This window comes from Nonomuraea jabiensis, assembly GCF_014204795.1.
Classification (GTDB): Bacteria; Actinomycetota; Actinomycetes; order Streptosporangiales; family Streptosporangiaceae; genus Nonomuraea; species Nonomuraea jabiensis.
In genome coordinates this window covers 515,343-537,117 of the sequence record NZ_JACHMB010000001.1, presented here as the reverse complement: position 1 = coordinate 537,117, position 21,775 = coordinate 515,343, and the positions used below count along the sequence as shown (strand labels likewise).

Below are 21,775 nucleotides of genomic sequence, written 5' to 3'. Positions count from 1 at the left end.
CGTAACAGCGGGCGGTGGTGGTCGAGAAGCGCTGGAAGCTCTGCGACTTCCACTGAGCTTCCTGTCCAGGCCGAGGTGCGTAAGCGTGAGGTCCGCAAAGTCTCTGAGGTCCTCTCGAATTTACGCGACCGAGTGCGGAGCGCTTCACGATCGGCGGCTTCGAGGTCATGTCCGCCATCGCGGACGAGAACATCTGGAGATCCCTTGCCGCCCTGGACGGCATCGGCTAGATATGTGATCTTCCTATGTCTCCGAGGACATGACATGATCAACGCTCCGATCCCGGGTCCCTACGACTCCCTGCTCACCGGCACGCTCGACGCGAAGATCAACGCCTGGCAGCAAGCCGCTCATCCTGGCTAGTGCCGTCAAGATGGAAAGAGTTCACTGTACATCCTCGATAGCGCGCGGCCTCTCGAGGGACATGTCTTGCAGCCGGACAAGCAGAGATGCAGGCTCCCTGAGCAGGCTAGGGTTACGCTCCATATGGGCGATTTCCTGCTGGGTGAGCTCGCGAACGGTCAACACGCCCCCGGCTTTAAGGAGAAGGATAGAACCGATCATTATGGCCGCGTTTGGTTGATCCGCGAGCGCCTCGATTAGCCCGCTGACAGCGGCGGCTTTCTTCTCGTCAACCTCGGCCTGTGCGAGATGCAGCCCATGCAACTCCACACCTCGACGCAGTTCGCCGCCGATTTCTCGCGCTATCTGTGTATTGCTGAGTTCCTTGCCGCGCAGGAGCAGCTTTCTGAACCATGAACCGCGAACGCCAGGCTCCCAGCCCGTGTCTTGTAGCTCAAAGGCCGCGGCGAGTTCCTTCAGAGCCGCTTCCACCCGTGAGCTCGTCGCTGCGTTCTCGAGATAGATCGACACCGGCGTCAGGCGCGGGGAGGAAGCGCGAGCGTGTCTCAGATGGTCGTGCATGGCTAGCCCTATGGCGGCCTCCACGATGCGGTCCTGCGAAACCACCTCAGACGCTGGCCACCTGAGCTCCAGTGACTGCTCTCGTATGGCCAGATCTTCGCCAGGCGAAAGACCCGCTATCACGTCGCGGGCACCGATAAGTTCTCGAGCTGCTTCGGAGAACGCCGTTGCGCGGCTGGCACTGTCTAGAACAACCTCTCGGTTGCCGACCTTTAGGTGGGCCGTAACGGGGCCTCTACGCGCCATGAGCCATTTCCCGATGGAGAGGACCAAGAAGGTCAGGTCGTCTCCAGAGTCAACGACGACGCGCATGGTGTCCACGGCTTCGGCTTCGCCGCGCAGCACGAGTGAAACATTCCAGCGCCGCCGCTTGGTGAGAAGGGTGCCGAGGTCGGCAATCTCAGCCGTAGGCCCGTCCACCGTCACTTCGACTTCCATATCAACCCCGTTAGTTCCCTTGGCAGCTGATGCCAAGCGCGTTCATCGAGACGAAGAAGCCGCGGTTCGGTATATCGCTCGCGTCATGCGAGGAGTAGGTACCGTTTCCCGACTCGTTCGCCGACGTCAACCAAGACCCTGCTTCTGGCCAGCTTTCACCACCTTCGTGATCATAAGGGGCGAGTGGGAGCTGCGTGCACGATCCGAACCTATGTGTGATTACCGCAAAGCCGCGTTCGTGACGGTGAGATAAGCCAGACGAAGAATCTCGTGATGGTGGAGCCTGACCACGATCGCCGCCAAGGCGGGGCTGGCTCACCGCCTACTGGAGCACGACGCCGATTCCGGGCAGGCGCTCGCCGAGTTCCGCGACGTGGAACGGCTCTCCCGGCAGGCGCACGCGGAGATCCGCGCCACCGTGTCGGGCTCCCGTAGGCCGTCGCTGATGGCCGAGCTGAGCGGGGTACGGGCCGCGCTGCGGGCGGCCAGCATCGGCGCCGTTCTGCCCGAGAGCGTGGACCAGGTGCCCGAGGACCTCGGGCAGCCGTTCGCGTACGTGCTGCGCGAGGGCGTCACGAACGTCATCCGGCACAGCGGCGCCACTCGCTGCGAGGTCACCCTGAGCGAAACTAGCCTGGAAATCCGCGACAACGGCCACGCCACCGCCGCCACCGCCGCCACCGCGCGGCCGCCGGGCAACGGACTGGCCGGGCTGGCGGAGCGGCTCCGCGCGGTGGCGGCCTGCTGGAGGCGGGCCCGCTGCCGCAGAGCGGCTTCCTGCTCCGGGCGAGCCGCGCATGATCAGGCGCCTGCTCGCCGACGACCAGGCGCTGGTACGAGGCGCGCTCGCCGCGATGCTCGCGCTCGAACCCGACATCGAGGTGGCCCTCACCGAACGCCTGCGCCGGACGCTGCCGTCGTGCTGGGTGGTCATTTGCACCACGTTCGGACGGCCCAGCTACTTCACCCGGGCGATGCGGGCCGGCGCGTCCGGGTTCGTGGCGAAGGACTCCTCGCCCGAGCACCTGGACGACACGTGCGACGCGTGCACGCGGGCCTGCGCGTCGTGGACCCAGCGCTGGCGGCCGAGTCGTTGACAAGCGGGGCCAGTCCCCTGACCGCTCGCAAGCGCGACGTGCTGCGCGTGGCTCGGCGCGGCGGCACGGTCTCGGAGATCGCCAGGGCGCTGAGCCTGTCCAACGGGACCGTCCGCTCCACCTGCCGGCGGACATCGGCAAGATGGGTGCGGCCACCCACACGGAGGCCGCTCCGATCGCCGAGGTCCGGGGCTGGCTATAGCGTCGGACGAGCATCCGGGTGCGCCGGATCGTCAGGCCTCGGCCGGCAATCGGGGTCTGAGGAACATCGGAACCGGATCGTGCGCTAAGCCTTGTCCGCGCAGGTCGTCGCTGTGACACAGGCCGCGGGCGATCAAGCCGTGGACCGCTCCGGGCTTGGCAAGTCCGGTTGCGGAACAGGGGGATTGGGTTTGGGAAGCTGACTGACATGTGGAAGGTGCACCGGTGGGTCCGGAGGATGCACCGGATGTGGTTGCCAGGGCGACCGGCAACCAAACAGTCCTGTGAGCAGTAGAAAGATAGCGGCTGTTCGTGCCTTGTATCCACGCATGATCGATGTCCTCACTCTGCGTCTGACGTACTTACAGAAGGGCCGGTCCCGGACTGGTACGGCATGACTCCGCCCGCGCTGAGTCGGCCGGCTCGACTGGCCAGGCCCCGCTTCGGCAGGGTCTGGCCAGTCGCCAGCCAGTCGAGGTCAGGCGATGATCTCGTTGCTCGTGGCCTTGGACACGATGCCGTTGCCGGCCCGAACGACGGCGATGAGCTGGTAGATGTCTCCCTTGGAAGTCGGAAGCCTTGACCAGCAACCGTGCGTCCTTGCTGTATCCGTTGTTGCTCTTCAGGTTGGTCCAGCCGAACTGGCCGTCGGTGACGGATTGTTCATGGTGGGTCCCCGTCGGGTGTCGAGCTGAAGGCGCTGAAGTAGTGCGGCTCAGCTGATGAAGAACTCGTTGCTGCGGGCGGTGCTCACGCTGCCGTCGCCGAGCCGCAGGACGGCGATGAACTCGTACAGGCCGTTGGATTGGAAGTCGCTGGCGTTGATGGGGTAGGTCGATTGCTTGACGTAGCCGTCGTTGGCGCCTGCGGTCACTTGCTTCCATCCCTCGGCGGGGACGCCAGCCTGCTCGTTGAGCGTCTTGGTGGCGAAGGTTGTGGTGGCGCCGGAAACCGAGTGGGCGCTAATGATGAGGGTGTAGTTGAGCTTGTTGTCCCCTGCCGGATCGCTGGCGTCGGCTTCGAGCATCAGGTAGAAGGGTGAGCGCGAGTTGCCGCCGACCTCGTTGGGGGTGTCGTCCAGCGTGCCGTTGGCCGTGCTCGACACGTAGACCCGCGTGATCTTCACATCAGTAGCCATGATCTCTCCTTGAGGTGAGTTCAGGTGGCGTGTGCTTACGTCGCCACCTGTCGTGTGCCGCCCTAGCCCGCTCGGTGCCGATAGCGTGCGTGCTGTTGACGACACTGCGGTGGCCGCGGGCTGTTGAAGCAGCTTCTGCAGTGAGTGTGTGATAGCTCCGATCCCGGCGGCATGAGGCGGATTTCCCGTGAATTGCGTCTCATGCGTCCGGGAACCCGGGCGGCAGAGACTCCGGGCATGAGCCGACTAATTCATCCGATGCTCGTAAGCGCCGGACTGCTGTATCTCGCCGCCACGCCGTTTCAGCTCCTCACCCAGTTCGATCGCCGACCGTACTCGCAGATAGCGGCCCTCTACAGCTACCGGGTCGACAGCCTGCTCGGGCTGGCCGCAATCGTGTGCCTTACTGTTGGGATCGTTGCGTCCTTCCGTAAGGAGGGCCCCGACGGCCGCACGATCAGTACCTTCGCAAGCGTGAGCGTGCTCCTCGGGCTCATGGCGGCCACGTTCCTGCAGGGGGTTTCGGTCTTCCTGGTCCCTTCGCTTGCGGTCTCCGCGCCTGCCGTTCTGGACGCGCCCCCTGTGGGAACGCACGCTGTCGGGGTCATCGCCAGCCTCAGCCTGTTCATCGGCGGGCTGCTTTGGCTTTCGGCCTCCGCATACCGCGCCCGGGTGTTTCCCCGAATTGCCTTGGTCCTTGTCGCGCTGGGCGCCTGCACCTTCCTGCTGGGAGTAATAAGTGGGCTCCTGCTGGGCTGCGGGTTACTGTGGATGGGTATCTCCGGGCTCACACCTTGGCGGTCCAGCCGATGACACGACTTGCCTGGACCATCGCCCTCGCCACGCAACTGGCGATGGTGGTCTGGCTGGCCGTTTTCTTCATCGGGTACGGACGCTCTGTCCCCTCCGCCGGGCCGGAGCAGGCCATCCCCATCGGAGTCGGCGTCGCGGGATTCACTGGCCTCGTCGTCGTGGGTGTGCTGCTGGCCCGCAGGCAACCGGGCCACCCCATGGCACGCCTGCTGGTCGTTCCCTTCGTCCTGGCAACGGCGGCGTTCGCCTTTAGCGCGTGGGCGCTTGTGGCACATCACAACGCTTGGTGGCCCCTGCTCGGGCCCGCCATTTGGGTCACCGGCTGGCTATGGTCTGCGGGACCCACAGGGCTCATCCTGCTGGTGTTTCGCTTTCCGACCGGACGATCCGCCGGATCATGGTGGCGACGCTACGAATACTTCGTCGTCGCCACGATCGCGATCTCCGCGTCCTTGTCGGCTTTCAGCCCCAGCACCCGAGCAACGCCGCTCGACCTGCCCAATCCGCTCTCCATACCCGCGCTTGTGTACCTCGACCCGGTCAACGAAACGCTGACCAGTCTCTTGGTGGTGCACGCCGCCGTTGGTCTCGCCTGCTTGGTGCTCCGCTACACCCACGGCGACGCGGTGACCCGCCAGCAGCTGCGCTGGATCGCCACAGCAGGCGCCATGCTCATCATGGGGGTTATCGCAGATGCCTTTCTCACCTCGTGGCTGCCCGAAGCGCTCGGCATCGCCGCCTTGCCGGCCGCCATCGGCGTGGCGTTACTTCGCTACCGGCTCTGGGATCTGGGGCTCGTCATCCGGCGAGCAGTCGTCTACGCCCTGCTGACGGGATTGCTCCTGCTCACCTATGTGGGTGGTGTGCTCGCGCTGCGATCACTCCTGCCGGACCTGCTGCCTGAGATCCTGCTGACCGGTCTCACGGCGATCGTCGCGCTGCCCCTGCGCGCGCTGCTGCAGGCTACCCTCGATCATGTCCTGTACGGTGCTCGCCGTGATCCGTACTCAGTGATCCGCGCTCTCGGACATCGGCTCCAGGCCGAGGCAACGCCGCTTCTTCCCATGGTGGTCACCGCGCTGGCCGAGTCGCTGCGGCTTCCCTATGTCGCGATCGAGCTCGCAGACGGTTCGATCGCCGCATCCACTGGCTCTCCTCATGATGACAAGGCCGTGGAGGCTCAGCTGTTGCACCACCGAACGGAGCTGGTGGGCAAGCTCGTTGCCGGGCGGCGCCATCCAGCCGAACCTCTGACGCCACACGACCGGAGCTTCCTGGAGGGGATCTCCGGTCATCTTGGGACCGCTGTTCACTCGGCCGCCGTCGACGAGGAACTACGGCGTAGTCACGAACGGCTGCTTGCCACCAGGGACGAAGAACGGCTGAGGATTCAGCGTGACCTCCACGACCAACTCGGTCCTCTTCTCGGCGCGGCGTCGCTGCGAACCCGGGCTGCGCGGAACCTGCTGGGCACGCCCGGCCGACTGGACGATGTGCTGGCAGCCATTGGCGACGATCTCAACCGTGCCCTGGCCGAGATTCGCCGCATTCTGGCCGACCTGGCACCAGGCCCGTGCGACGGTCAGGGCCTGCTGGCCGCCCTCCGCTGGCATGCCTCCCTGTGGACCGGAAACCCGTCCCTCCGCCTTGACCTTCCGCCATCTCTGCCACCGCTGGATGCACACATCGAGGCCGCCGCCTACCGCATCGCGGTCGAAGCCCTGCACAACGCCCGGCGACACAGCCGCGGCTCACAGGTGACGATGCGCGTCCGCCTCAGCCAAGACAGCCTGCACCTCGACGTCATCGATGATGGTGTGGGCTTCCCCGCGCACATCCAGCCAGGCGTCGGGCTCAATTCGATGAGGGCACGCGCCGAGCAGATAGGAGGATCACTGGAGTTGAGAACGAGCCAAGGCGGCGGCGTCAGGGTGCGGAGTGTCCTACCGGTGGTGACCTCGTGACCATCCGCATACTGCTCGCCGACGACCACCCTGTCTACCTCGAGGGGTTACGTATGCTCCTCGAAACCATCGACGGAATGACCGTCGTCGGCACCGCCAGGGACGGCTCCGAGCTGTTAGAACTGAGTAAGACCACGCCAGCCGACATCGTGGTGTTGGACCTCGACATGCCCGACTTAGACGGCATAACCGCAGCCGGCCTTCTGCACGACCGCATGCAGGTGCTTGTACTCACCATGCATGAGGGCGAGTCCATGGTAGTCAGGGCCCTGCGGGCTGGCGCGCACGGTTACGTGGTCAAAAGCGCCGGGCCGGAGGCTATCGCCTGCGCAATCCGGGCCGTAGCAGCTGGAGACACCGTCCTGGGCGGAAACGTCGGTGCCTGGGTCCGCGCCGCTGCGTCCAGCGGTCAGCAGATCGGCGCCCTTCACGAACTATCAGCGCGTGAGACGGAGGTCCTCGATTTAGTCGCTCGCGGACTGTCCAACGCCGAAATTGGCCGTCGTCTGTTCATCTCCGCCAAGACCACGGCTAACCACGTGAGTAGCATCCTCACCAAGCTCGGCCTCTCCAGCCGCGCCGAGGCCGTCGCCCGCGCCCGCGACGCTGGCTTGGGCATCTAGGGATCCCCGTAGCTGTGGCCGAAAATCCAACAGATATGCCTCTGGCGTGCGTTGACAGGCAGGGCTCGGGCCTGGCTCATCAGCCTGAGATCTCTGCATAAGCACAGGTGAGAGGCATATCCGTTCGGCATATCCGTTAGATCCTGCGCCATTACTACCGGGACCCCGGGTACTGATGACCAGCCGGCTGGGCGAGGGTTGGCACCGGCTGGATGCCCGGGTGCTGCGCCTGGACGTGCTCGCCGAAGCCCAGGTGCTCGAGCTGCTGGCCCGGATCGTCACCCAGGACCTCGCGCCGGCAGTACTGGCCGGAGACGACGTGCCCGCGGGCCTGGACGGGTGTCTCATGGCACCGGAAAACCTCACGTGCACGTCGCCCTATACGGCTCGCCTGGAGGCAGGAACTGACTCCACTCTTGCCGCGTCAGCGACCGCCCGGCCAACGCGCACATCGCCTGGTACGGGTCAGTCGGCAGCCGCAGCGGCCACCGTTTGCCGGTGCCGTCACTCGCGACGGCCAGCAGGGTCGTACCGTCCGGGCTGAAGGCGAGATCCACCGGCCAATCGGTTGGGCCGCCGGGCGGCGCGGCCGATATCTGGCGTCGGGACTGGATGTCCCACAGACGCAATGTGCCGTCGGATTCGCCGGTCGCCAGGTAGGCGCCGTCCCGGCTGACGGTCATGGCCGTTACGCGGGCCGGGACGGGGAGGGGGTTGCCGATCTAGGCGGCCATCGTGGCTCAGGACGATGTCACTGCGGATCAGGGAGAATGGCCTCAGGCCAAGGCCCAGCGGGTCGCCGATTAGTTTCCCGGTGGCTGCGTCAAGGAGGCGGACGGAGCTCTCCAAGCTGCCATCCGAATGCGGCCACGTCTGCACGGCCATGGCACGGCCGTCGGCGCTGATGGCGGCGGCGGCGGTGAACCCATCGGCAGCGGCGGGCACGGGACCAGGCGTCTGAGCCCACACGGTGGTGTCCCAGATGCGGGCGTTGTGTTCCCCGGCGGTGGTCACCAGGTGGTGACCATCGGCGGAGTAGGCCAGGTCGGCGATGTAGGTGCTGTGGCCGCGCAGGAGGGCGCCTGTCGGCTGCCGGGTATGGGCGTCGAGGAAGCGGACGACGCCGTCGCCTCCGCCGATCGCGACGGTCCGGCCGTCCGGGCTGTAGGCGATCGAGGTAGGTGCCGACGCGCCGGGGCTTGCCGATCTTGCGGTAGGCGGTGATATCCCACTGCTGGATCAGGCCGCCGTCCTGGCCGAGGTTGTCGTTCGACGTGGTGATCGTTCGGCCGTCCGGGCTGAAGGCCATCTCGCCGGCCGGGATCGGGGGCCCGTACGGCCGGCGCGTAGCCAGGTCCCAGATCTGCCAGGCCGACATGTTACTGGAGCGGCCGTTCTGAACGGCCAGGGCCGAGCCATCGGGGCTCAGCTGGGTCCAGGTGTCACGACCCTTGCGCAGCGGTCCGATAGCGGGGCCGAGGCGTCGCCAGGTTTTGGTGTCCCAGCGTTGGACGATCTGGTTCCCGTCGGCCGTGGTCAGCGTCGTGCCGTCGGAACTGAAGACGATGGCGCTCAACTCGCCCTTGTGGCCGGTCAGCGGTGCGGTGAGCGGCCGTCCGGTGGCGGCGTCCCTGATCAGGACGACACCGTCGTGATCGTCGTCGCCATCGCGGGAGGCAATCACGGCGCCGGTCGGACTGAACGCGATGGGGAAGACGCCAGAGTTGTGGCCGGTCAGCGGCACCCCTCTGGACCGGCCCGTGATATCCCACAGGCGCACCGTCCCGTTCCAGTCGCCGGTCGCGACCGTCCGGCCGTCCGGGCTGACGGCGACCGCACTGACCCTGGCGGAGGGGCTGTTCAGCACGACGTCCAGCGGCGTGGCCAGCGCCGCCAGCATGCCAGACCGGGCCTCCTCGGTAGGCGCGTACTGCCACGCTGCTGCGGCAAGCAAGCCCGCCACGATCGGATCGGCCGTGCGCATCATTTCGCCGCGCGCAGTCAGGAGCCGCGATATGGCCTCGCGGCGCTGGGTCTCGGCCCGGTCGGCCGTGCGCATCGCGAACACCCCAAAACCCGAGGCAACCAGGGCCAGGACCGTCACCAGGACCAGCGCAGTCCAGGCTAGCCGCCGCCTGCGCACGGCCGCACGCCTGGCCTGGTCGACGCCCTCCTGCGAGGCGGCCAGGAAGGCGCGGGTCGTGGCGTCGGCCGCCGGGTGCGCCCATGACGTCGCGGCGTAAGCCTCGCGCGCCGTCTCCAATCGCGTGCCGGTGTACAGGTACGCTGCGTCGCGCCCGCCCTTATCCCATTCGGCCGCGTCGGCCTGGAGGCGCTGCAGCACTAGCAGGCCTGCGCGGTCGTCGTCGATCCATGCTCGCAGGCGGGGCCAGGCCGACAGCAGCGCCTCGTGGATGATTTCTACGGTGTCCTGGTGCTGGGTGAGCAGGCGGCCTCGGGTGAAGGCGTCCACGACCGCGGCGGCAGGGCCGGTGTCGAAGCCCGCGCTGAGGAGGTCGGCTCGGGCCACGCGGCGGCGGGTGTCTTCGATGGCGTCGCCGATGGTGACCAGTCGCAGGAACAGCGTCCGCGCTATTTGCTGATCTGCCGGGTCCAGGCTGGCGAAGATGCGTTCGGCGGTGGCGGCCACGGCCTGCTGGATGCCGCCGGTGACGCGGTAGCCGTCCACGGTCAGGGTGTGGCCGTTGCGCTGCTGCCAGGTGGTACGCAGCGCGTGGGCCAGAAGCGGGAGACGCCCGGCCTCGTATCCGTCGCCCTTGGCGGTCCTAAGGTCGCTGAGCAGGACTTCGACCAACCCCGGCTCGATATCCAATCCGACGTCCTGGGCCGGGTACACGATCGCCTCGCGCAGTTCGTCCTGCGGCATCGGCCCGACGAACACCTGGCCGTCCTGCAAGGCAACCCGTAATCGGGGGTGGTCGGCGCATGGGGTGTAGAAGTCCGAGCGCAGGCCGCACACCACCAGCGCCACCGGAGGCTCTCCATTCGGGCCGAGGTCGGCCAGATGGGAGATCACATCGACGAAGGCGCGCCGATCAGGCTCGTTGGTGCACTGGGTGAACAGCTCTTCGAACTGATCGACAATCACGACCATGTGTGCCCTGCCGATGGCCTCATCGACGCCTCGATCCCGCAGCGCCTGGTGCAGCATCGGCGTGTACTGCTGCGCCCCGGCCGCTATCGCCCCGCTTATTTGTTCCGGCCCGATGCCGGTCCATGCCGCCAGGTTCTCCGTCAAGGCTGCCATTGGCTGGGCGGTGGGCGTGAACAGCAGGCGTGGCCAGTGTCGCGATCCGGGAAGGGCGCCGTCTTCCAGCGCGGGCAGCAACCCGGCCCGCAGCAGCGACGATTTTCCCGCCCCAGAGGGGGCTACCACCATCAGTGGACCGCCGCGCCATACGCGGTCGTCCAGGCGCACGGTCAGCTCCGCCAGCAGCCGGTCCCGGCCGAAGAACCAGCGAGCCTGCTCAGTTCCGAACGCGGCCAGCCCTGGGTACGGGCAGTGGTCCACCACCTCACCCACCTGGGTGCGTCGCCGGCGGCGGACACCGTCTTGGTAGTAGAAGTGCTGGTCGCGGCCTGCTTGATAAACCCGTCCCGCGCCGGATGCCTCGGCGTGGAAATGGGAGCCAGCAGGTTCCGGCTCTGGCGGCTGCTCGGGGAGCCCGCTCATTCTTCGTTGATGTGCTGGTCGCGGCCCGCTTGGAACACTCGCCCGTGCCCGTACGCCGTGGCCGTCATGGTGATGTCGCGGATGTGGGACTGTTCGGCCGCGGGCAGCAAGGGAGCTAACTCCTCGTCCAGGACCCGCCGCAGCTCATCGCCGAGGTGCGGGTCGCCGGTCAGGAGCCGCCGCAACCTGCGCTGCCAGTCGCCGACCAGTTCCTGCGCGGCCTGCCGGTCGCCCGCTTGTCGTGCGGTCACCACCTCGGCGCGCGTCTCCTCCAGGTCGGCTTCGATGGCCGCCACCCGTTCGGGATGCACCCGCCGCCACAGCGCGACCACCGTCGTGCGGGCCTGCTGCCAGCCTTCGGTCGTCATCGCGGTCACCATCGCGGTTGCCGCGGCTAACACCAGCGGATCCATCCTGCCCTCCCCAACGCATGAATCCGGCCGCCAAAAGCCACCGTAGCCACCAGTTCCAGCGCTATGTAGATAGATGAGCGCAATACGTGCATATCGAGGCGCCCGTATCCGTTCCATGGGCCTCGACGACTTCCTCACCTGCCGCATCCCCGGAACCGAAATTCACCTCGGCATGTCCCGGAAGCTGTTCGCCGCCTGAGAGCGCCTCCACGAGGAAGACCTCGCCATCGCCCAGCACACCCCGGGACTGCGCGCCGAGGACCAGCCGACCGATGACCAGGAACTCAGCGACGACGCTCAGGAAGTACGCCGGCTCATGCAGCGGCGGATCTTCCGCGAGCAGCAGGAGGAGGCCCGCCCCAGACTGCGTCCCCGGCTCCGCGACGCCTACGAGCGAGGAGCGACAAGAGACTGGGGTGATCTGCTGCGCGGTCCCCAGGAACCAGAACTCGACCTGGGAAGTGACGAGGGGCTTCTTGAAGCGGCGACGCCGGAGACTTACCTGGCCGTCAGCCGCTCCAGCCTGCCCCCAGAACGCGCCTAGCCATTAGGGCTCGCATTCGATCAGGGGTGGCCTGAGGTCAAGTGTTCGGGATATGGAGAAGCTCCGGGGGCTGCCGCGATGAGGTCTCGACTGGGTACATCAGGGCCATCGATGTGCGGGGCGAGTGCTACGGCGGGAGGCGCGTAGGCTGCGCGTCTGATCACCCAGCCGAGGCCAGCGCTCGGCGAGCGGCTTCAACGGCGAACTGGCGGGGTCGAACTCCTACGTACTCTCCAGACCCGCCCAGCGGACATATCTGTCGTGCTCGTCGTGTCCGGGATCGGCCAGCACCCGACGGAAGTATGCGTAGCTCCGATGCCGCCGACGTCCTCTGGCGGGCAGGCGCCCGCCCCGTCCTGCACCGGGTAACGGACCCCTTCCTACAGCGAGGTGCAGCCAGGCGAAAACGCGCAGAATCACCTTGCGGTGGAGTACGAACGAGAACCAGGAACCTGCCTCCGCGGACTTCCTTGCTTGGCCCAATCGTGGCGGAAATCGCCATCCCGCCGTACGACGGTGTGCAGCCAGCCTGGATCTACGTCGTGGGCGGAGCCACTTGTCGTAGCGCCGCAGGTCAGGTACCTACTCGGTGGCGTCGTCAGGTGCGGATCACCATTGATCCCACCCGTGCCAGCCGTACCAGTACCCCATGAGATGCCGGTAAGTATCGTCGGCCGTCTCCTCGGGCTCGCCCTCGGGCAGGAGGACGAAATTGGTATTGCTGTGGATCGCCCATTCCTCGCCGATGAGGCAGGCACTGCCGGGGATGTCTTCAGCGTTCTCCTCCAATCCGGCGTAGGGAAAGGCATCGCATATCCGATACAACCCGAGCCAGCGGCAGGAGAAGTCTCGTGGTGTTTCGGCCGTCACAGTTCGGGCGTAGGCTTCCATGCTCGGTTTCGAGATCGTGAACCGAAGCCAGAAGGGGGCGTCTGCCACGAGTGCAGTCGCGAGACCCGCGACGATGAACACGGGCATAAGCCAGCGTGTTAATCGGGCCTGTGCTGTACCCCTGCCCATCGCCAGGGCGAAGCGGATCCCCCAGATCACCCACAGCGGGATCCCAAAGAAGAAGCCGATCAGGAACATCTCGATGACATACCAGTGGGGGACGCTTGCCCAGTACAGAATGACGCCGGCCACGGCGGAGAGCGCAGTGAGGTAAAGCCATCCCGGAGGCTTATTGATCATGACTTACCTTAACGCCCACGATGGCTGTCCAGAGGTGGGATCAGTCCCGCTCGGAACGTTTCCTGGGCAGGTCGCGAGGGTGCCGAATTCGTTTGGAGACCGCGGTGCGGACCCTGGCCACAGTATGGCCAGGAGTTCTACGCCTGTGGCGCCGCCCGGGCTTTCAGCGGTGATCCAGTGTCAGTGGGATCGGGCATGATGGCTCGCATGTTCGAGGGACTCCACGACATCGACTGGGCATCGATGGAGCATGCCTACGGCCCGGCGCATGAGGTTCCGGAGCTGTTACTGGCCCTGCGTTCCACTGATCGGGAGGAGCGGCGCAAGGCTCTCAGCAGGTTCTACAGTGCCGTCCATCATCAGCGGGGGTGTTCCCGTGCACGACGGCGAGTCTGCCGTTTCTGTTCGAGTTGGCGGGTGATCCCACTCTCCCCGTGCGGGCCGCGATCGTCGAGCTCTTGGTCAGCATCGGGGGCGTAGCCGTCGAGGAGTGCGAAGAGGAATACGCCGATTTGGTGGACTTCGCCGGTGCTGCGATGGTGGTGCGCGAGCGGGCGGAGATGTTTGTCGCATTCGCCGCAGATGCCGATCACCGCGTGCGCCAGGCCGCGATTCCGGGTCTGGGGCTGTTCCTCGATGACGCGGACCGGGCCGGGGAGGTGCTTCGACATCGGCTGTCGGCCGAGGCGGGGCTGGTCGAGCGCTTGCTGATCGTGGAGGCGATGGGGACGCTGGCCCTGCGCCTACCCGCGTCGGCGGACGAGGCGATGGCGTGGTTCGCTGGGCTGGCTGCCGATTCGACCTTGGACCCGGGGAGCAGGCTGGCGGCCGTGGTGCAGCAGGCCCGCTGCGCCCCGGAACAGATCGGCGAGGATGTCGTCCCGACTGCGATCGGCCTGTTGCGGCAGATGGCACACGGCGCGGCAGCCTATCCGGCGTTGCGGAATTCACCCGGGCAGGCGACTTCAGCGGGTTCGGCGGGCGGAGTGCCACCGCAGGTCGTCGCCGCCTTCGAAGACCTTGACCGGCAAGGGCGCGTTCACGCGCCGACCACGGAACTGCTGCGCACGTTCCACGAGGCACTGGCGACGCGGGTATCCCAGCGTACGGCGTTGCTCACGGAGCAACTGGCCAGCCCTGATCCCGGCTCCCGTCTGGACGCGATTCGGATGAGCCAGGAGCTTATGACGTCATGGCGGGGTGATCACACCTGGCTCATCACGCTGGTTGCCGGACAGCTCTGCACGAGCGAGCATGAGGTCGCGGCCGAGGCGGCAGCCGTCCTTGAGACCTGTCACCCGATCGCCGAGTCGGCCCGCGAGCCGCTCGCCGCGTACGTCGCCGCGTACGGGCCGGACATGTGGACTGCGCCGCAGCAGCAGCTGCGCCGGGCCTATCAGAACGCGATCCGGGCTCTTGCCCGCCTCAGTGATGTGCGCGCGGTGCCCGGTCTGCTGGCGGCGCTGGACTGCGGCGTCGACGACTGGCGTGCGGTGGCGGTCGTTGGTGCACTGAAGGAGGCGTCGCAGGAGCTGGTGCCTCGGCTGTGCGACCATGTGCGCCGCATGGACCATGCTCAGCAGCGGCTGGAGATGAGCGCCGGTTCATTGTTGTCCGCGCTGGCCGCGCTCGGCGATCAGGCAGCGCTGCCTGCGATCACCGACACTCTCGTTACGGCCGTACGTCACGAGCAGTGGTCGACCACGTGCTCGGCTCTGAAGGCGTTGGCGGCGTTCGGTCCCGCGGCGGCGCCCGCACTCCCGGCGATCCGGTCACTGACCGCGGCCGCCGATGCTTACGTGCGGCACGCTGCGGTTGGCGCGCTGTGGGCGGTGAGCGGCGATCAGGAGGAGGTCACGCCGCTACTTCATGATCTGCTTGGAAGCAGCGTCTCCTCTTGGAAGACACTGGCAGCGGATGTGCTCGGGGAGATCGGCCCACCTGTTACGGCCGCACTGCCGCGCCTGCGAAAGCTGCTGACGGACAACTATGAATGGGTCCGTGTCCATGGCGCGACGGCGCTCTGGGAGGTCGGCGGTGCCGCTGAGGCGCGGGTTGTTCTGGATACCCTGCTCCAGGCATGGGAGCAGAACCCAGCAACGGCTAATCATGTGGCGGCGTGCCTGGACCGGATGGGCCCCGCTGCTGCGCCTGCCCTGCCGCGGCTCCGCTCGAAACTGATCCGTCCCCGGCTCGGAGGCCGGTTCGCGAGCATCGACAACGATGAGGAACTACAGCGGACCAGTCGTGCCATCGTCGAACGGCTTGCCTGAGCCATTGAGGGTGGGAGGTTTCGCGACCGGTGGTTGCGTTCCCGCGGTCGTTAGCACACTGGCTTTTGGTATCGGGAAAGGCGCAGCTCGAACCCTGTGTCCTGGCCAGAGGTCGTGAGTGCGCGACCGCCGCTGGTCGTGAGGTTCCATAGCCAGGGCTGTACGTGGTGGAGAGGGGACTGTCCTGGGCTGGCGCAGATGGCCTGTCGCAGGGTCAGGCGTAGACGTTGCAGTTCTTCCAGGTCCGCTGCCGGATGATCCACCGCTCGCTGTCGTCCGTCCTTCGCGGTCGCCTCAGCCAAGGCCATCGCCTGGACTTCGATTGCCGGTGGCTCGTCTCTCCTGGTGCTGACCCGCTGCGCCCGCCAGTCGGACCAGCTCGACCCGATACTGTCCAGCGCCGCCAGCAGGGTTGTGAGGACATGCCGTTCTACGTCTGTGCCCTGGCCCCAGGCATCCTGCAGCAAGGGGAGGACGCGGGCCCAGGTCACATGCGCGAACTTCCTGTTGTCCGCTTCGGTGGGCGGCGTGAAGGTGAGCGGTGGCGTCAGGTAGGTGAGATCCAAGGTGAGATTCGGATGATGATGACTGGCGAGCGCGTAGTAACCGGAGAGTTGGTCTCGCCGGTGGCTTGAACTCTCGGTCTTCAATTCGATCATCCACAGTCGTTCCGTCCACAGCACCGCGTGGTCGGGTGCTCCGCCCTGCTCGTCGTCGTGGCGCGGGCGCAATTCGAACTCGTCCACGAACAGCGGCTGCCCGTTCCAGTCACTCCGTCCGAAGGACAGCTCATCCAGCGACCGCAGGAACCGGGCACCTTGGGGTGACGGGTGGGTACGACTGTGCCACCGGGGATAGGGGCCGCCCACGATCAACATGGTCAGAAGGCGCTGGCAGTACTCCTCTCTCCCCAGTCGTAAGCGTCCCAGCAAGTGAAGGGGGTCTTCGATCGTCACGCCCCTCACACTGCCAGCCTGACGCCCGGTGTGCACTGCTGCGTTGGCAAGTGATGAAGGGGCGTGATGGCGATGTGAATACCGGTCTGCGGAAGGACGCCGCAAATTCACCATGCGATGATCACGCACGGCCCCTGTCCGATAATCGAATTCAGGGCGTTCGCCGTGCTCGGTGCGTGCTCGCACTGCGCCTGCCGAAAATTCCATCCGTGCAGTTCAAGCGGCATGTGAGTACTCGTGGAGGACGCCGGCGAGCCGGTCTCGTCGGCGTATGTTCAGATTGATGATTCGTCCGGGGTCGGTGATCGGGTCCGGGGCGGGACGCAGTGGAGCCGCTTGGTTCAGGGCTTGATGTGCTCGGTGCCGGCTGTAGAAGCGTTCGTACTCGCGCAGGGCGTGCCGAAGGTGGCGTTCGTTCCAGATGAGGCAGCGATCGAGAAGCTCGTGGCGGCAGGACTGCACCCACCGTTCCATGATGGAGTTCATCCGCGGTATCCGGATGCCGGTGAGCACGGTCTTGATGCCGGCGTCGGCGAGTACCTCGTCCATGATGGCCGGGAACTTCCCATCCCGGTCTCGAAGCAGAAAGCGCGCCCGGCAGCCTGCATCATCCAGGTCCATCACCAGGTTTTTGATCGCCTGGGTGACCCAGTTTGTGCTCGGGTGAGCGGTGGTGCCGAGCACGCGGACGCGTCTGGTGGCGTGCTCGATGGCCGCCAGGACGTACTGGCGTTGTCCGCTGAGAGTGATGGTCTCGATGAAGTCGCAGGCCAGTAGGGCGTCGGCTTGCGAGCGCAGGAAACACGTGGTGGTTGCCGTTCGGGTGCCGGGTCGAGGCCTGCCTGTTTGAGGATCTCCCAGACGGTGGACGGCGCGACCTTGATGCCGAGTGTGGTGAGCTCTCCGTGGATCCGCCGATAGCCCCAGCTCGGGTTCTCCCGAACCAGGCGCAGAATGAGGGCGCGGATGGAGTGGACCGTGGGCGGGCGCCCGGGGCGCTTGGGCCGGCAGATACGGCCGTGACGACGTCTCATCAGGTCGCGGTGCCAGCGCAGGACGGTGTCCGGCCGGACGAGAAGCCGCAGGCGGTGCAGAACCTCACGCGGCAGTGAGGTCAGGAGAGCGGCGAGAAGGGCCCGGTCCTCGGGTGCGAATCGCACTCTGGTGTCGGCGCCGAGTTGGCGTTCAAGGACGGCGATCTGGTGACGCAGAACGAGAATTTCCATGTCCTTGTCCCGATCACTCATGGGCAGCAGTCGCCGCGCGGCGAAGGCGTTCGTGACGGTGAGGTAGGCCAGGCGAAGCAGCACAGCGGATCATCCTGCCGTACGCGCTTCCGTCTCCCGGATGACCGGAGCTCGCGTACGTTGAAGCGAAAGCCCTCGCAGAGCAATGACCTGGGCGGATGTAGTTATCGGCAGGCGCAGAGGTGGTCGACCACCACGCGGATCCGGCACCGCCCTGGCTGGTCGCCGGCGCCCGGGTCGCCGCGTGCCTGACCAGGATGGGCGGCTACAGGGAATACGCCAACCTGCCAGTCCGGCTGCTGGCCCCCGTACCGGATGGCCTCGACACCCTGGCGGCGGCCGCCCTTCCACTGGACTACCTGACCGCGCTGAGCCTCCTTGACCGCCACGGCCGAGCCCGCCCTGGCGACACCGTGCTCATCCACAGCGCGACCGGCGGCGTGGGCGACGCGCTGTGCCAACTCGGCGCTCACCGGGGCCTAGTCATGTACGGCACCGCCTCCGAGCGTAGCCTGCACCGGCTGCGCGACTACGACATCGTGCCCATCGACTACCGCCGCCAGGACGTCGCCCAGGTCGTACGCGCCAAGCACCCCGAAGGCGTCCGGATCGTCTACGACCACCTCGGAGGCGCCAGCATGCGCGCCAACCATCGTCTCCTGGCGCCGGGCGGTGTGCTGGTCAGTTACGCCTTCATGGGCCGGCCAGGACACGTGCTGGCCGACACTGTCCGCGGCGCGGTGCGCAACAGAATGCTGAACCTGCTGCCTGGCAAGCGCACGGCCCTCTCTGCACGCTGCCCCGGGAGATCGCCACGGACCCGTCCCAGCACCAGGCATTACTCACGCACCTCTTCGAGCTCGCACTGGGGCGTCACATCCGGCCACGGATCGGGGCCTGCTTCCCACTCTCCGAGGCCGACCGGGGCGCACCGCGCTCTGGAACGACGGGATGTCCACGGAAAGGTCATCCTCACCACGTTCTGACCCCGGTTGCCACGGTGCTGAACACGTGTTTACTATAGTAAACGTGTGTTCAGCTACGTCGGCGGATCTGACCGCCCAGGCCAAGATCCGTAACGCCGCCATCGCGCACTTCGCCCGCGACGGCTTCCAGAAGACGAACCTGCGCGCCATCGCGGCCACCGCGGGGGTGAGCGCCGCCCTGGTCATCCGGCACTTCGGCAGCAAGGACAACCTGCGGAGCGTCTGCGACGAGCACGTCCTGCAGATCCTGGTGAGGAGGGCCCGGATTGCGGCCGACCTGGTCGGCGTGCGGGATCTGTCCCAGGAATATCTGTCGGACTCGGAGGAGTACCGCCTCCATGTGCAGTACATGGTGCGCGCGATCGAGGAGGACTCCTCCGCGGCCACCACGTTCGTCAACACGCTGGTGGAGGAGACCGAGCAGCTCTTCCGGGACGGGATCGCCAGCGGCTCGATGCGCCAGTCCTCCGACGTGCGGGCGCTGGCCGTGCTCACCGTGCTGGTGAGCCTGGCCACGCTGACCATGGCGCCGCCCCTGACCCGCGCGCTCGGCTTCGAGCGGATGGGCCCCGACGTGCTGCGGCGCATCGGGCTGCCCATGCTCGAGATCTACACCCACGGCTTGTACGCCGACGACACCATGCTCAAAGCCGCCCAGGCCGCCTGGGAGGCCCAGCGGGGAGACGATCTCTAGCCCTCTCCTCATCACCACACAAGGACACCCATGATGACTGAGACCGATGCCATCTCCATGACTGGATTGGTCAAGTCGTTCGGCCCGGCACGGGCACTGAACGGCCTCGACCTCGTCGTACAGACTGGCGAGGTGCACGGCTTCCTCGGGCCCAACGGCGCGGGCAAGAGCACCACGATCCGGGTCCTGCTGGGCCTGATGCGCCCCGACGCGGGTACCGCCCGGCTGCTCGGCGGCGACCCCTGGACACAGACCGCTGAGCTGCACCGCCGCCTGGCGTACGTGCCCGGCGACGTCACCCTGTGGCCCGGCCTGTCCGGTGGCGAGGCCATCGACCTGCTCGGCCGGCTGCGCGGCGGCCTCGACCGGCGGCGCCGGGACGAGCTGATCGAACGCTTCGACCTCGACCCGCGCAAGAAGGGCCGCACCTACTCCAAAGGCAACCGGCAGAAGGTCGCCCTGGTCGCCGCGTTGGCCTCCGACGCCGAGCTGCTCATCCTCGACGAACCCACCTCCGGCCTGGACCCGCTGATGGAGGAGGTCTTCCGGCAGACGATCCAGGAGGTGCGGCGCGCGGGTGACCGTACGGTGCTGCTGTCCAGCCACATCCTCTCCGAGGTCGAGGCGCTTTGCGACCGGATCACGATCATCCGCGACGGCCGTACCGTCGAGACCGGCACCATGGCCGAGCTGCGGCACCTCACCCGCACCTCCATCGACGCCGAGCTGGCCGCCCCACCGGACGGGCTGGCCGGCCTGCCAGGCGTGCACGGCCTGCGTGCCGACGGCGGCCGGGTACGCTTCAGCGTCGACACCGCCGCGCTGGACCTCGCACTTCGCCACCTCACCCAGGCCGGCGTGCGCAGCCTGGTCAGCCGGCCTCCGACGCTGGAGGAACTGTTCCTGCGGCACTACGACCGCGCGACCGTGAACGTCAAGGGCCGGCACGCGGAGGCGGGACGATGAACGCGTTCGCCGGCACGGGAAAGCTGGTCCGCTTGGTGCTGCGGCGCGATCGTGTGCTGCTGCCGCTGTGGGTGGCCTTCATCTGCATGATTCCGGTGGTGTTCGTCGGCGCGTTCACCGGCGCGTACCCCACGGCCGAGGCCCGCCAGCACTACTACGAGACCAGCGTCCACACCAGGGCCTTCACCATCGCCTACGGCGTGCTGAACGGCTCCAGCCTTGGCGAGCTCGTCGCCTGGCGGTCGGGATTCGTCACGTTCATGGTCGCGTTGTTCGCCCTGCTCACGGTCATCCGGCACACGCGTACGGAAGAGGAGGCAGGGCGGCGCGAACTGGTCGGGGCCACAGCGGTGTCCCGCCACGCCGACCTGGCCGCCACCCTGTTCGTCACCTGCGGTGCCGCCCTCGTCCTGGGCATAGCCTCGGCGGTGGCGCTGATCGGCCAGGGCCTGCCCGCCGCCGGCTCCCTGGCGCTCGGACTCGGGCTCACGGTGGCCGGTTGCGTGTTCGCCGCGATCGGCGCCGTGACCGCGCAGCTCACGACCGGCGCGGGCGGCGCACGCGCCATCGGGATCAGCACGCTTGGCGCCGCGATCCTCCTACGCGGCGTCGGCGACATCGCCGCGCAGTCCGGTGACGGGCCCGCCTGGGTGTCCTGGCTGACGCCGCTCGGCTGGGCGGAGGCGCTGCGGCCCTACCGCGGCGAACGCTGGTGGGTCCTCGCGCTCGCGGCCGGCGCCGTGCTGGCGCTGATCGTGCTGGCCGTGGCGCTGTCGGAGCGGCGTGACCTCGGCGCCGGCATGTTCCAGGCCCGCCTGGGCCCGGCCGCCGCCGGACCCCACCTGAGCAGCCCGCTGGCGCTGGCCTGGCGGCTGCACCGGGGCCCGCTGATCAGCAGGATCGCGGGGCTCACGCTGGTCGGGTTGGTGATCGGCGCGATGTCGGCGAGCCTCGGCGCGCTGATGGACAACAGCGGTGCCGTGGCGCGAGAGGTACTTGCCCGGCTCGGCGGTCCTGGCACGCTCGTCGACCAGTTCCTCGCTCCCATGATGACCATGCTCGGCCTGGTCAGCGCCTTCTTCGCGATCCAGTCCGCGCTGCTGCTCAGGAACGAAGAGCGCGACGGTCGGGCCGAGCCCTTGCTGGCCACGCCGGTCAACCGGCTGCGCTGGGCGGGCAGCCACGTCGCCTTCGCGCTGCTCGGTCCTGCGCTCGGGGTGGTGGCCTTCGGGGCGGCCGCCGGCCTGACGCACGGCCTGAACACCGGCGACATCGCCCGTGAGCTGCCCCGCCTCCTGACCGCCGCACTCGTGCAGCTCCCTGTGGTGTGGGTATTCACCGGGATCGCGTTCGCGCTGTTCGGGCTGCTGCCCCGGCTGGTCGCCGGCACGTTCGCGGTGGCCATGGTGAGCATGCTGTTCGGCTGGGTCGGCGGGGAGTTGCAGCTCGACCGATGGGTCATCAACCTGTCGGTCTTCGAGCACGTACCGAAACTCCCCGGCGGGGTCATGACGCCCACGCCACTGATCGTCATGACCGTCGTCGCGGCGGCCCTCGTCGCGGCCGGCCTGGCCGGCCTTACCCGACGCGACATGCCCACCACCTGAGCCTGG

General features: G+C 67.2%; 19 protein-coding genes and 3 pseudogenes. 12 read left to right on the top strand and 10 right to left on the bottom strand.

Features of this window, described 5'->3' with window-relative positions; genetic code table 11:
• Positions 1–384: 384 nt before the first annotated feature.
• On the bottom strand, positions 385–1,362 hold the full coding sequence (locus HD596_RS02340; RefSeq protein ID WP_185067656.1) for an effector-associated constant component EACC1: 978 nt from the start codon (positions 1,360–1,362) through the stop codon (positions 385–387).
• Positions 1,363–1,645: 283 nt separating this feature from the next.
• Here HD596_RS02340 and HD596_RS65530 point away from each other — a divergent pair.
• The 3 genes and pseudogenes from HD596_RS65530 to HD596_RS66130 all read left to right on the top strand — a co-directional run.
• Positions 1,646–1,741, top strand: a pseudogene (locus HD596_RS65530) (hypothetical protein); the annotation flags it as partial.
• A 418-nt stretch (positions 1,742–2,159) separates the two neighbouring features.
• Positions 2,160–2,459 (top strand): response regulator, encoded by a 300-nt coding sequence (locus HD596_RS66135; protein WP_446685859.1) that lies wholly within the window; start codon positions 2,160–2,162, stop codon positions 2,457–2,459.
• Entirely contained in the window at positions 2,399–2,749 is a 351-nt protein-coding gene (locus HD596_RS66130) for a LuxR C-terminal-related transcriptional regulator (RefSeq protein ID WP_446685858.1), read from the top strand. The genes HD596_RS66135 and HD596_RS66130 overlap by 61 nt, the downstream gene beginning before the upstream one ends.
• A gap of 626 nt (positions 2,750–3,375) precedes the next feature.
• Here the strand turns inward: HD596_RS66130 and HD596_RS02325 are convergent.
• Positions 3,376–3,798 (bottom strand): hypothetical protein, encoded by a 423-nt coding sequence (locus tag HD596_RS02325; protein WP_185067655.1) that lies wholly within the window; start codon positions 3,796–3,798, stop codon positions 3,376–3,378.
• Between the two features lie 237 nt (positions 3,799–4,035).
• Here HD596_RS02325 and HD596_RS02320 point away from each other — a divergent pair, with 237 nt between their 5' ends.
• The 3 genes from HD596_RS02320 to HD596_RS02310 are packed head-to-tail and all read left to right on the top strand — an operon-like array spanning position 4,036 to position 7,198.
• On the top strand, positions 4,036–4,611 hold the full coding sequence (locus HD596_RS02320) for a hypothetical protein (RefSeq protein WP_185067654.1): 576 nt from the start codon (positions 4,036–4,038) through the stop codon (positions 4,609–4,611).
• On the top strand, positions 4,608–6,575 hold the full coding sequence (locus HD596_RS02315; RefSeq protein ID WP_185067653.1) for a sensor histidine kinase: 1,968 nt from the start codon (positions 4,608–4,610) through the stop codon (positions 6,573–6,575). The genes HD596_RS02320 and HD596_RS02315 overlap by 4 nt, the downstream gene beginning before the upstream one ends.
• Positions 6,572–7,198, top strand: a complete 627-nt coding sequence (locus HD596_RS02310) for a response regulator (RefSeq protein ID WP_313042382.1) — start codon at positions 6,572–6,574, stop codon at positions 7,196–7,198. Before HD596_RS02315 ends, HD596_RS02310 begins: the two co-directional genes overlap by 4 nt.
• 362 nt (positions 7,199–7,560) lie before the next feature.
• Here HD596_RS02310 and HD596_RS02305 read toward each other — a convergent pair whose 3' ends face one another.
• The 4 genes and pseudogenes from HD596_RS02305 to HD596_RS02295 all read right to left on the bottom strand — a co-directional run bounded on the left by HD596_RS02305 (position 7,561) and on the right by HD596_RS02295 (position 11,260).
• Positions 7,561–7,881, bottom strand: coding sequence for a WD40 repeat domain-containing protein (locus HD596_RS02305; protein WP_185067652.1), 321 nt, complete (start codon positions 7,879–7,881; stop codon positions 7,561–7,563).
• Between the two features lie 337 nt (positions 7,882–8,218).
• Positions 8,219–8,371 (bottom strand): annotated as a pseudogene (locus tag HD596_RS65525) (hypothetical protein); the annotation flags it as partial.
• 337 nt (positions 8,372–8,708) lie between these two features.
• Positions 8,709–10,892: pseudogene (locus HD596_RS02300) on the bottom strand (nSTAND1 domain-containing NTPase); the annotation flags it as partial.
• Positions 10,889–11,260: a hypothetical protein gene (locus HD596_RS02295; protein WP_221519146.1), complete on the bottom strand. Its 372-nt coding sequence runs from the start codon at positions 11,258–11,260 to the stop codon at positions 10,889–10,891. The pseudogene HD596_RS02300 and the gene HD596_RS02295, both read right to left, overlap by 4 nt.
• A 361-nt stretch (positions 11,261–11,621) precedes the next feature.
• Here HD596_RS02295 and HD596_RS60130 point away from each other — a divergent pair, with 361 nt between their 5' ends.
• Positions 11,622–11,849, top strand: a complete 228-nt coding sequence (locus HD596_RS60130) for a hypothetical protein (RefSeq protein ID WP_221519145.1) — start codon at positions 11,622–11,624, stop codon at positions 11,847–11,849.
• A 609-nt stretch (positions 11,850–12,458) separates the two neighbouring features.
• Here HD596_RS60130 and HD596_RS02285 read toward each other — a convergent pair.
• Positions 12,459–13,040, bottom strand: coding sequence for a hypothetical protein (locus HD596_RS02285; RefSeq protein WP_185067649.1), 582 nt, complete (start codon positions 13,038–13,040; stop codon positions 12,459–12,461).
• A gap of 368 nt (positions 13,041–13,408) precedes the next feature.
• On the opposite strand from HD596_RS02285, the gene HD596_RS64600 reads away from it, so the two are divergent.
• Positions 13,409–15,313: a HEAT repeat domain-containing protein gene (locus tag HD596_RS64600; RefSeq protein WP_221519144.1), complete on the top strand. Its 1,905-nt coding sequence runs from the start codon at positions 13,409–13,411 to the stop codon at positions 15,311–15,313.
• A gap of 50 nt (positions 15,314–15,363) precedes the next feature.
• On the opposite strand, the gene HD596_RS02275 is transcribed toward HD596_RS64600, so the two are convergent.
• The 3 genes from HD596_RS02275 to HD596_RS65520 all read right to left on the bottom strand — a co-directional run bounded on the left by HD596_RS02275 (position 15,364) and on the right by HD596_RS65520 (position 17,495).
• Positions 15,364–16,269 carry a hypothetical protein gene (locus HD596_RS02275; protein ID WP_185067648.1) on the bottom strand — a complete coding sequence of 302 codons (906 nt, stop codon included), beginning with the start codon at positions 16,267–16,269 and terminating at the stop codon, positions 15,364–15,366.
• Between the two features lie 216 nt (positions 16,270–16,485).
• On the bottom strand, positions 16,486–16,953 hold the full coding sequence (locus HD596_RS61230; protein ID WP_313042374.1) for an integrase core domain-containing protein: 468 nt from the start codon (positions 16,951–16,953) through the stop codon (positions 16,486–16,488).
• Positions 16,890–17,495, bottom strand: a complete 606-nt coding sequence (locus tag HD596_RS65520) for a helix-turn-helix domain-containing protein (RefSeq protein WP_376776137.1) — start codon at positions 17,493–17,495, stop codon at positions 16,890–16,892. Before HD596_RS65520 ends, HD596_RS61230 begins: the two co-directional genes overlap by 64 nt.
• 203 nt (positions 17,496–17,698) lie before the next feature.
• On the opposite strand from HD596_RS65520, the gene HD596_RS61225 reads away from it, so the two are divergent.
• From HD596_RS61225 to HD596_RS02250, 4 genes are read left to right on the top strand one after another with little or no spacing between them, the layout of a single operon-like run.
• Complete coding sequence (locus HD596_RS61225; RefSeq protein WP_185067647.1) at positions 17,699–18,502, top strand: quinone oxidoreductase family protein; 804 nt, start codon at positions 17,699–17,701, stop codon at positions 18,500–18,502.
• 43 nt (positions 18,503–18,545) lie between these two features.
• The gene (locus HD596_RS02260) at positions 18,546–19,196 is read left to right on the top strand and encodes a TetR/AcrR family transcriptional regulator (protein ID WP_221519141.1); all 651 of its coding nucleotides are present in this window, start codon (positions 18,546–18,548) and stop codon (positions 19,194–19,196) included.
• 33 nt (positions 19,197–19,229) lie between these two features.
• A complete protein-coding gene (locus HD596_RS02255; RefSeq protein WP_185067645.1) occupies positions 19,230–20,162 on the top strand; it encodes an ABC transporter ATP-binding protein in 933 nt (310 codons plus the stop codon).
• Positions 20,159–21,769 (top strand): ABC transporter permease, encoded by a 1,611-nt coding sequence (locus HD596_RS02250; protein ID WP_185067644.1) that lies wholly within the window; start codon positions 20,159–20,161, stop codon positions 21,767–21,769. Before HD596_RS02255 ends, HD596_RS02250 begins: the two co-directional genes overlap by 4 nt.
• The last annotated feature ends 6 nt before the right edge of the window (positions 21,770–21,775 follow it).

Excerpts from the sequence above, each read along its gene's own strand:
- HD596_RS02340 (WP_185067656.1), bottom strand. The coding sequence starts at position 1,362 with ATGGAAGTCGAAGTGACGGTGGACGGGCCTACGGCTGAGATTGCCGAC.
- HD596_RS66135 (WP_446685859.1), top strand. The coding sequence starts at position 2,160 with ATGATCAGGCGCCTGCTCGCCGACGACCAGGCGCTGGTACGAGGCGCG.
- HD596_RS02325 (WP_185067655.1), bottom strand. The coding sequence starts at position 3,798 with ATGGCTACTGATGTGAAGATCACGCGGGTCTACGTGTCGAGCACGGCC.
- HD596_RS02320 (WP_185067654.1), top strand. The coding sequence starts at position 4,036 with ATGAGCCGACTAATTCATCCGATGCTCGTAAGCGCCGGACTGCTGTAT.
- HD596_RS02315 (WP_185067653.1), top strand. The coding sequence starts at position 4,608 with ATGACACGACTTGCCTGGACCATCGCCCTCGCCACGCAACTGGCGATG.
- HD596_RS02305 (WP_185067652.1), bottom strand. The coding sequence starts at position 7,881 with ATGACCGTCAGCCGGGACGGCGCCTACCTGGCGACCGGCGAATCCGAC.
- HD596_RS02295 (WP_221519146.1), bottom strand. The coding sequence starts at position 11,260 with ATGACGACCGAAGGCTGGCAGCAGGCCCGCACGACGGTGGTCGCGCTG.
- HD596_RS60130 (WP_221519145.1), top strand. The coding sequence starts at position 11,622 with ATGCAGCGGCGGATCTTCCGCGAGCAGCAGGAGGAGGCCCGCCCCAGA.
- HD596_RS02285 (WP_185067649.1), bottom strand. The coding sequence starts at position 13,040 with ATGATCAATAAGCCTCCGGGATGGCTTTACCTCACTGCGCTCTCCGCC.
- HD596_RS65520 (WP_376776137.1), bottom strand. The coding sequence starts at position 17,495 with ATGGAAATTCTCGTTCTGCGTCACCAGATCGCCGTCCTTGAACGCCAA.
- HD596_RS02255 (WP_185067645.1), top strand. The coding sequence starts at position 19,230 with ATGACTGAGACCGATGCCATCTCCATGACTGGATTGGTCAAGTCGTTC.
- HD596_RS02250 (WP_185067644.1), top strand. The coding sequence starts at position 20,159 with ATGAACGCGTTCGCCGGCACGGGAAAGCTGGTCCGCTTGGTGCTGCGG.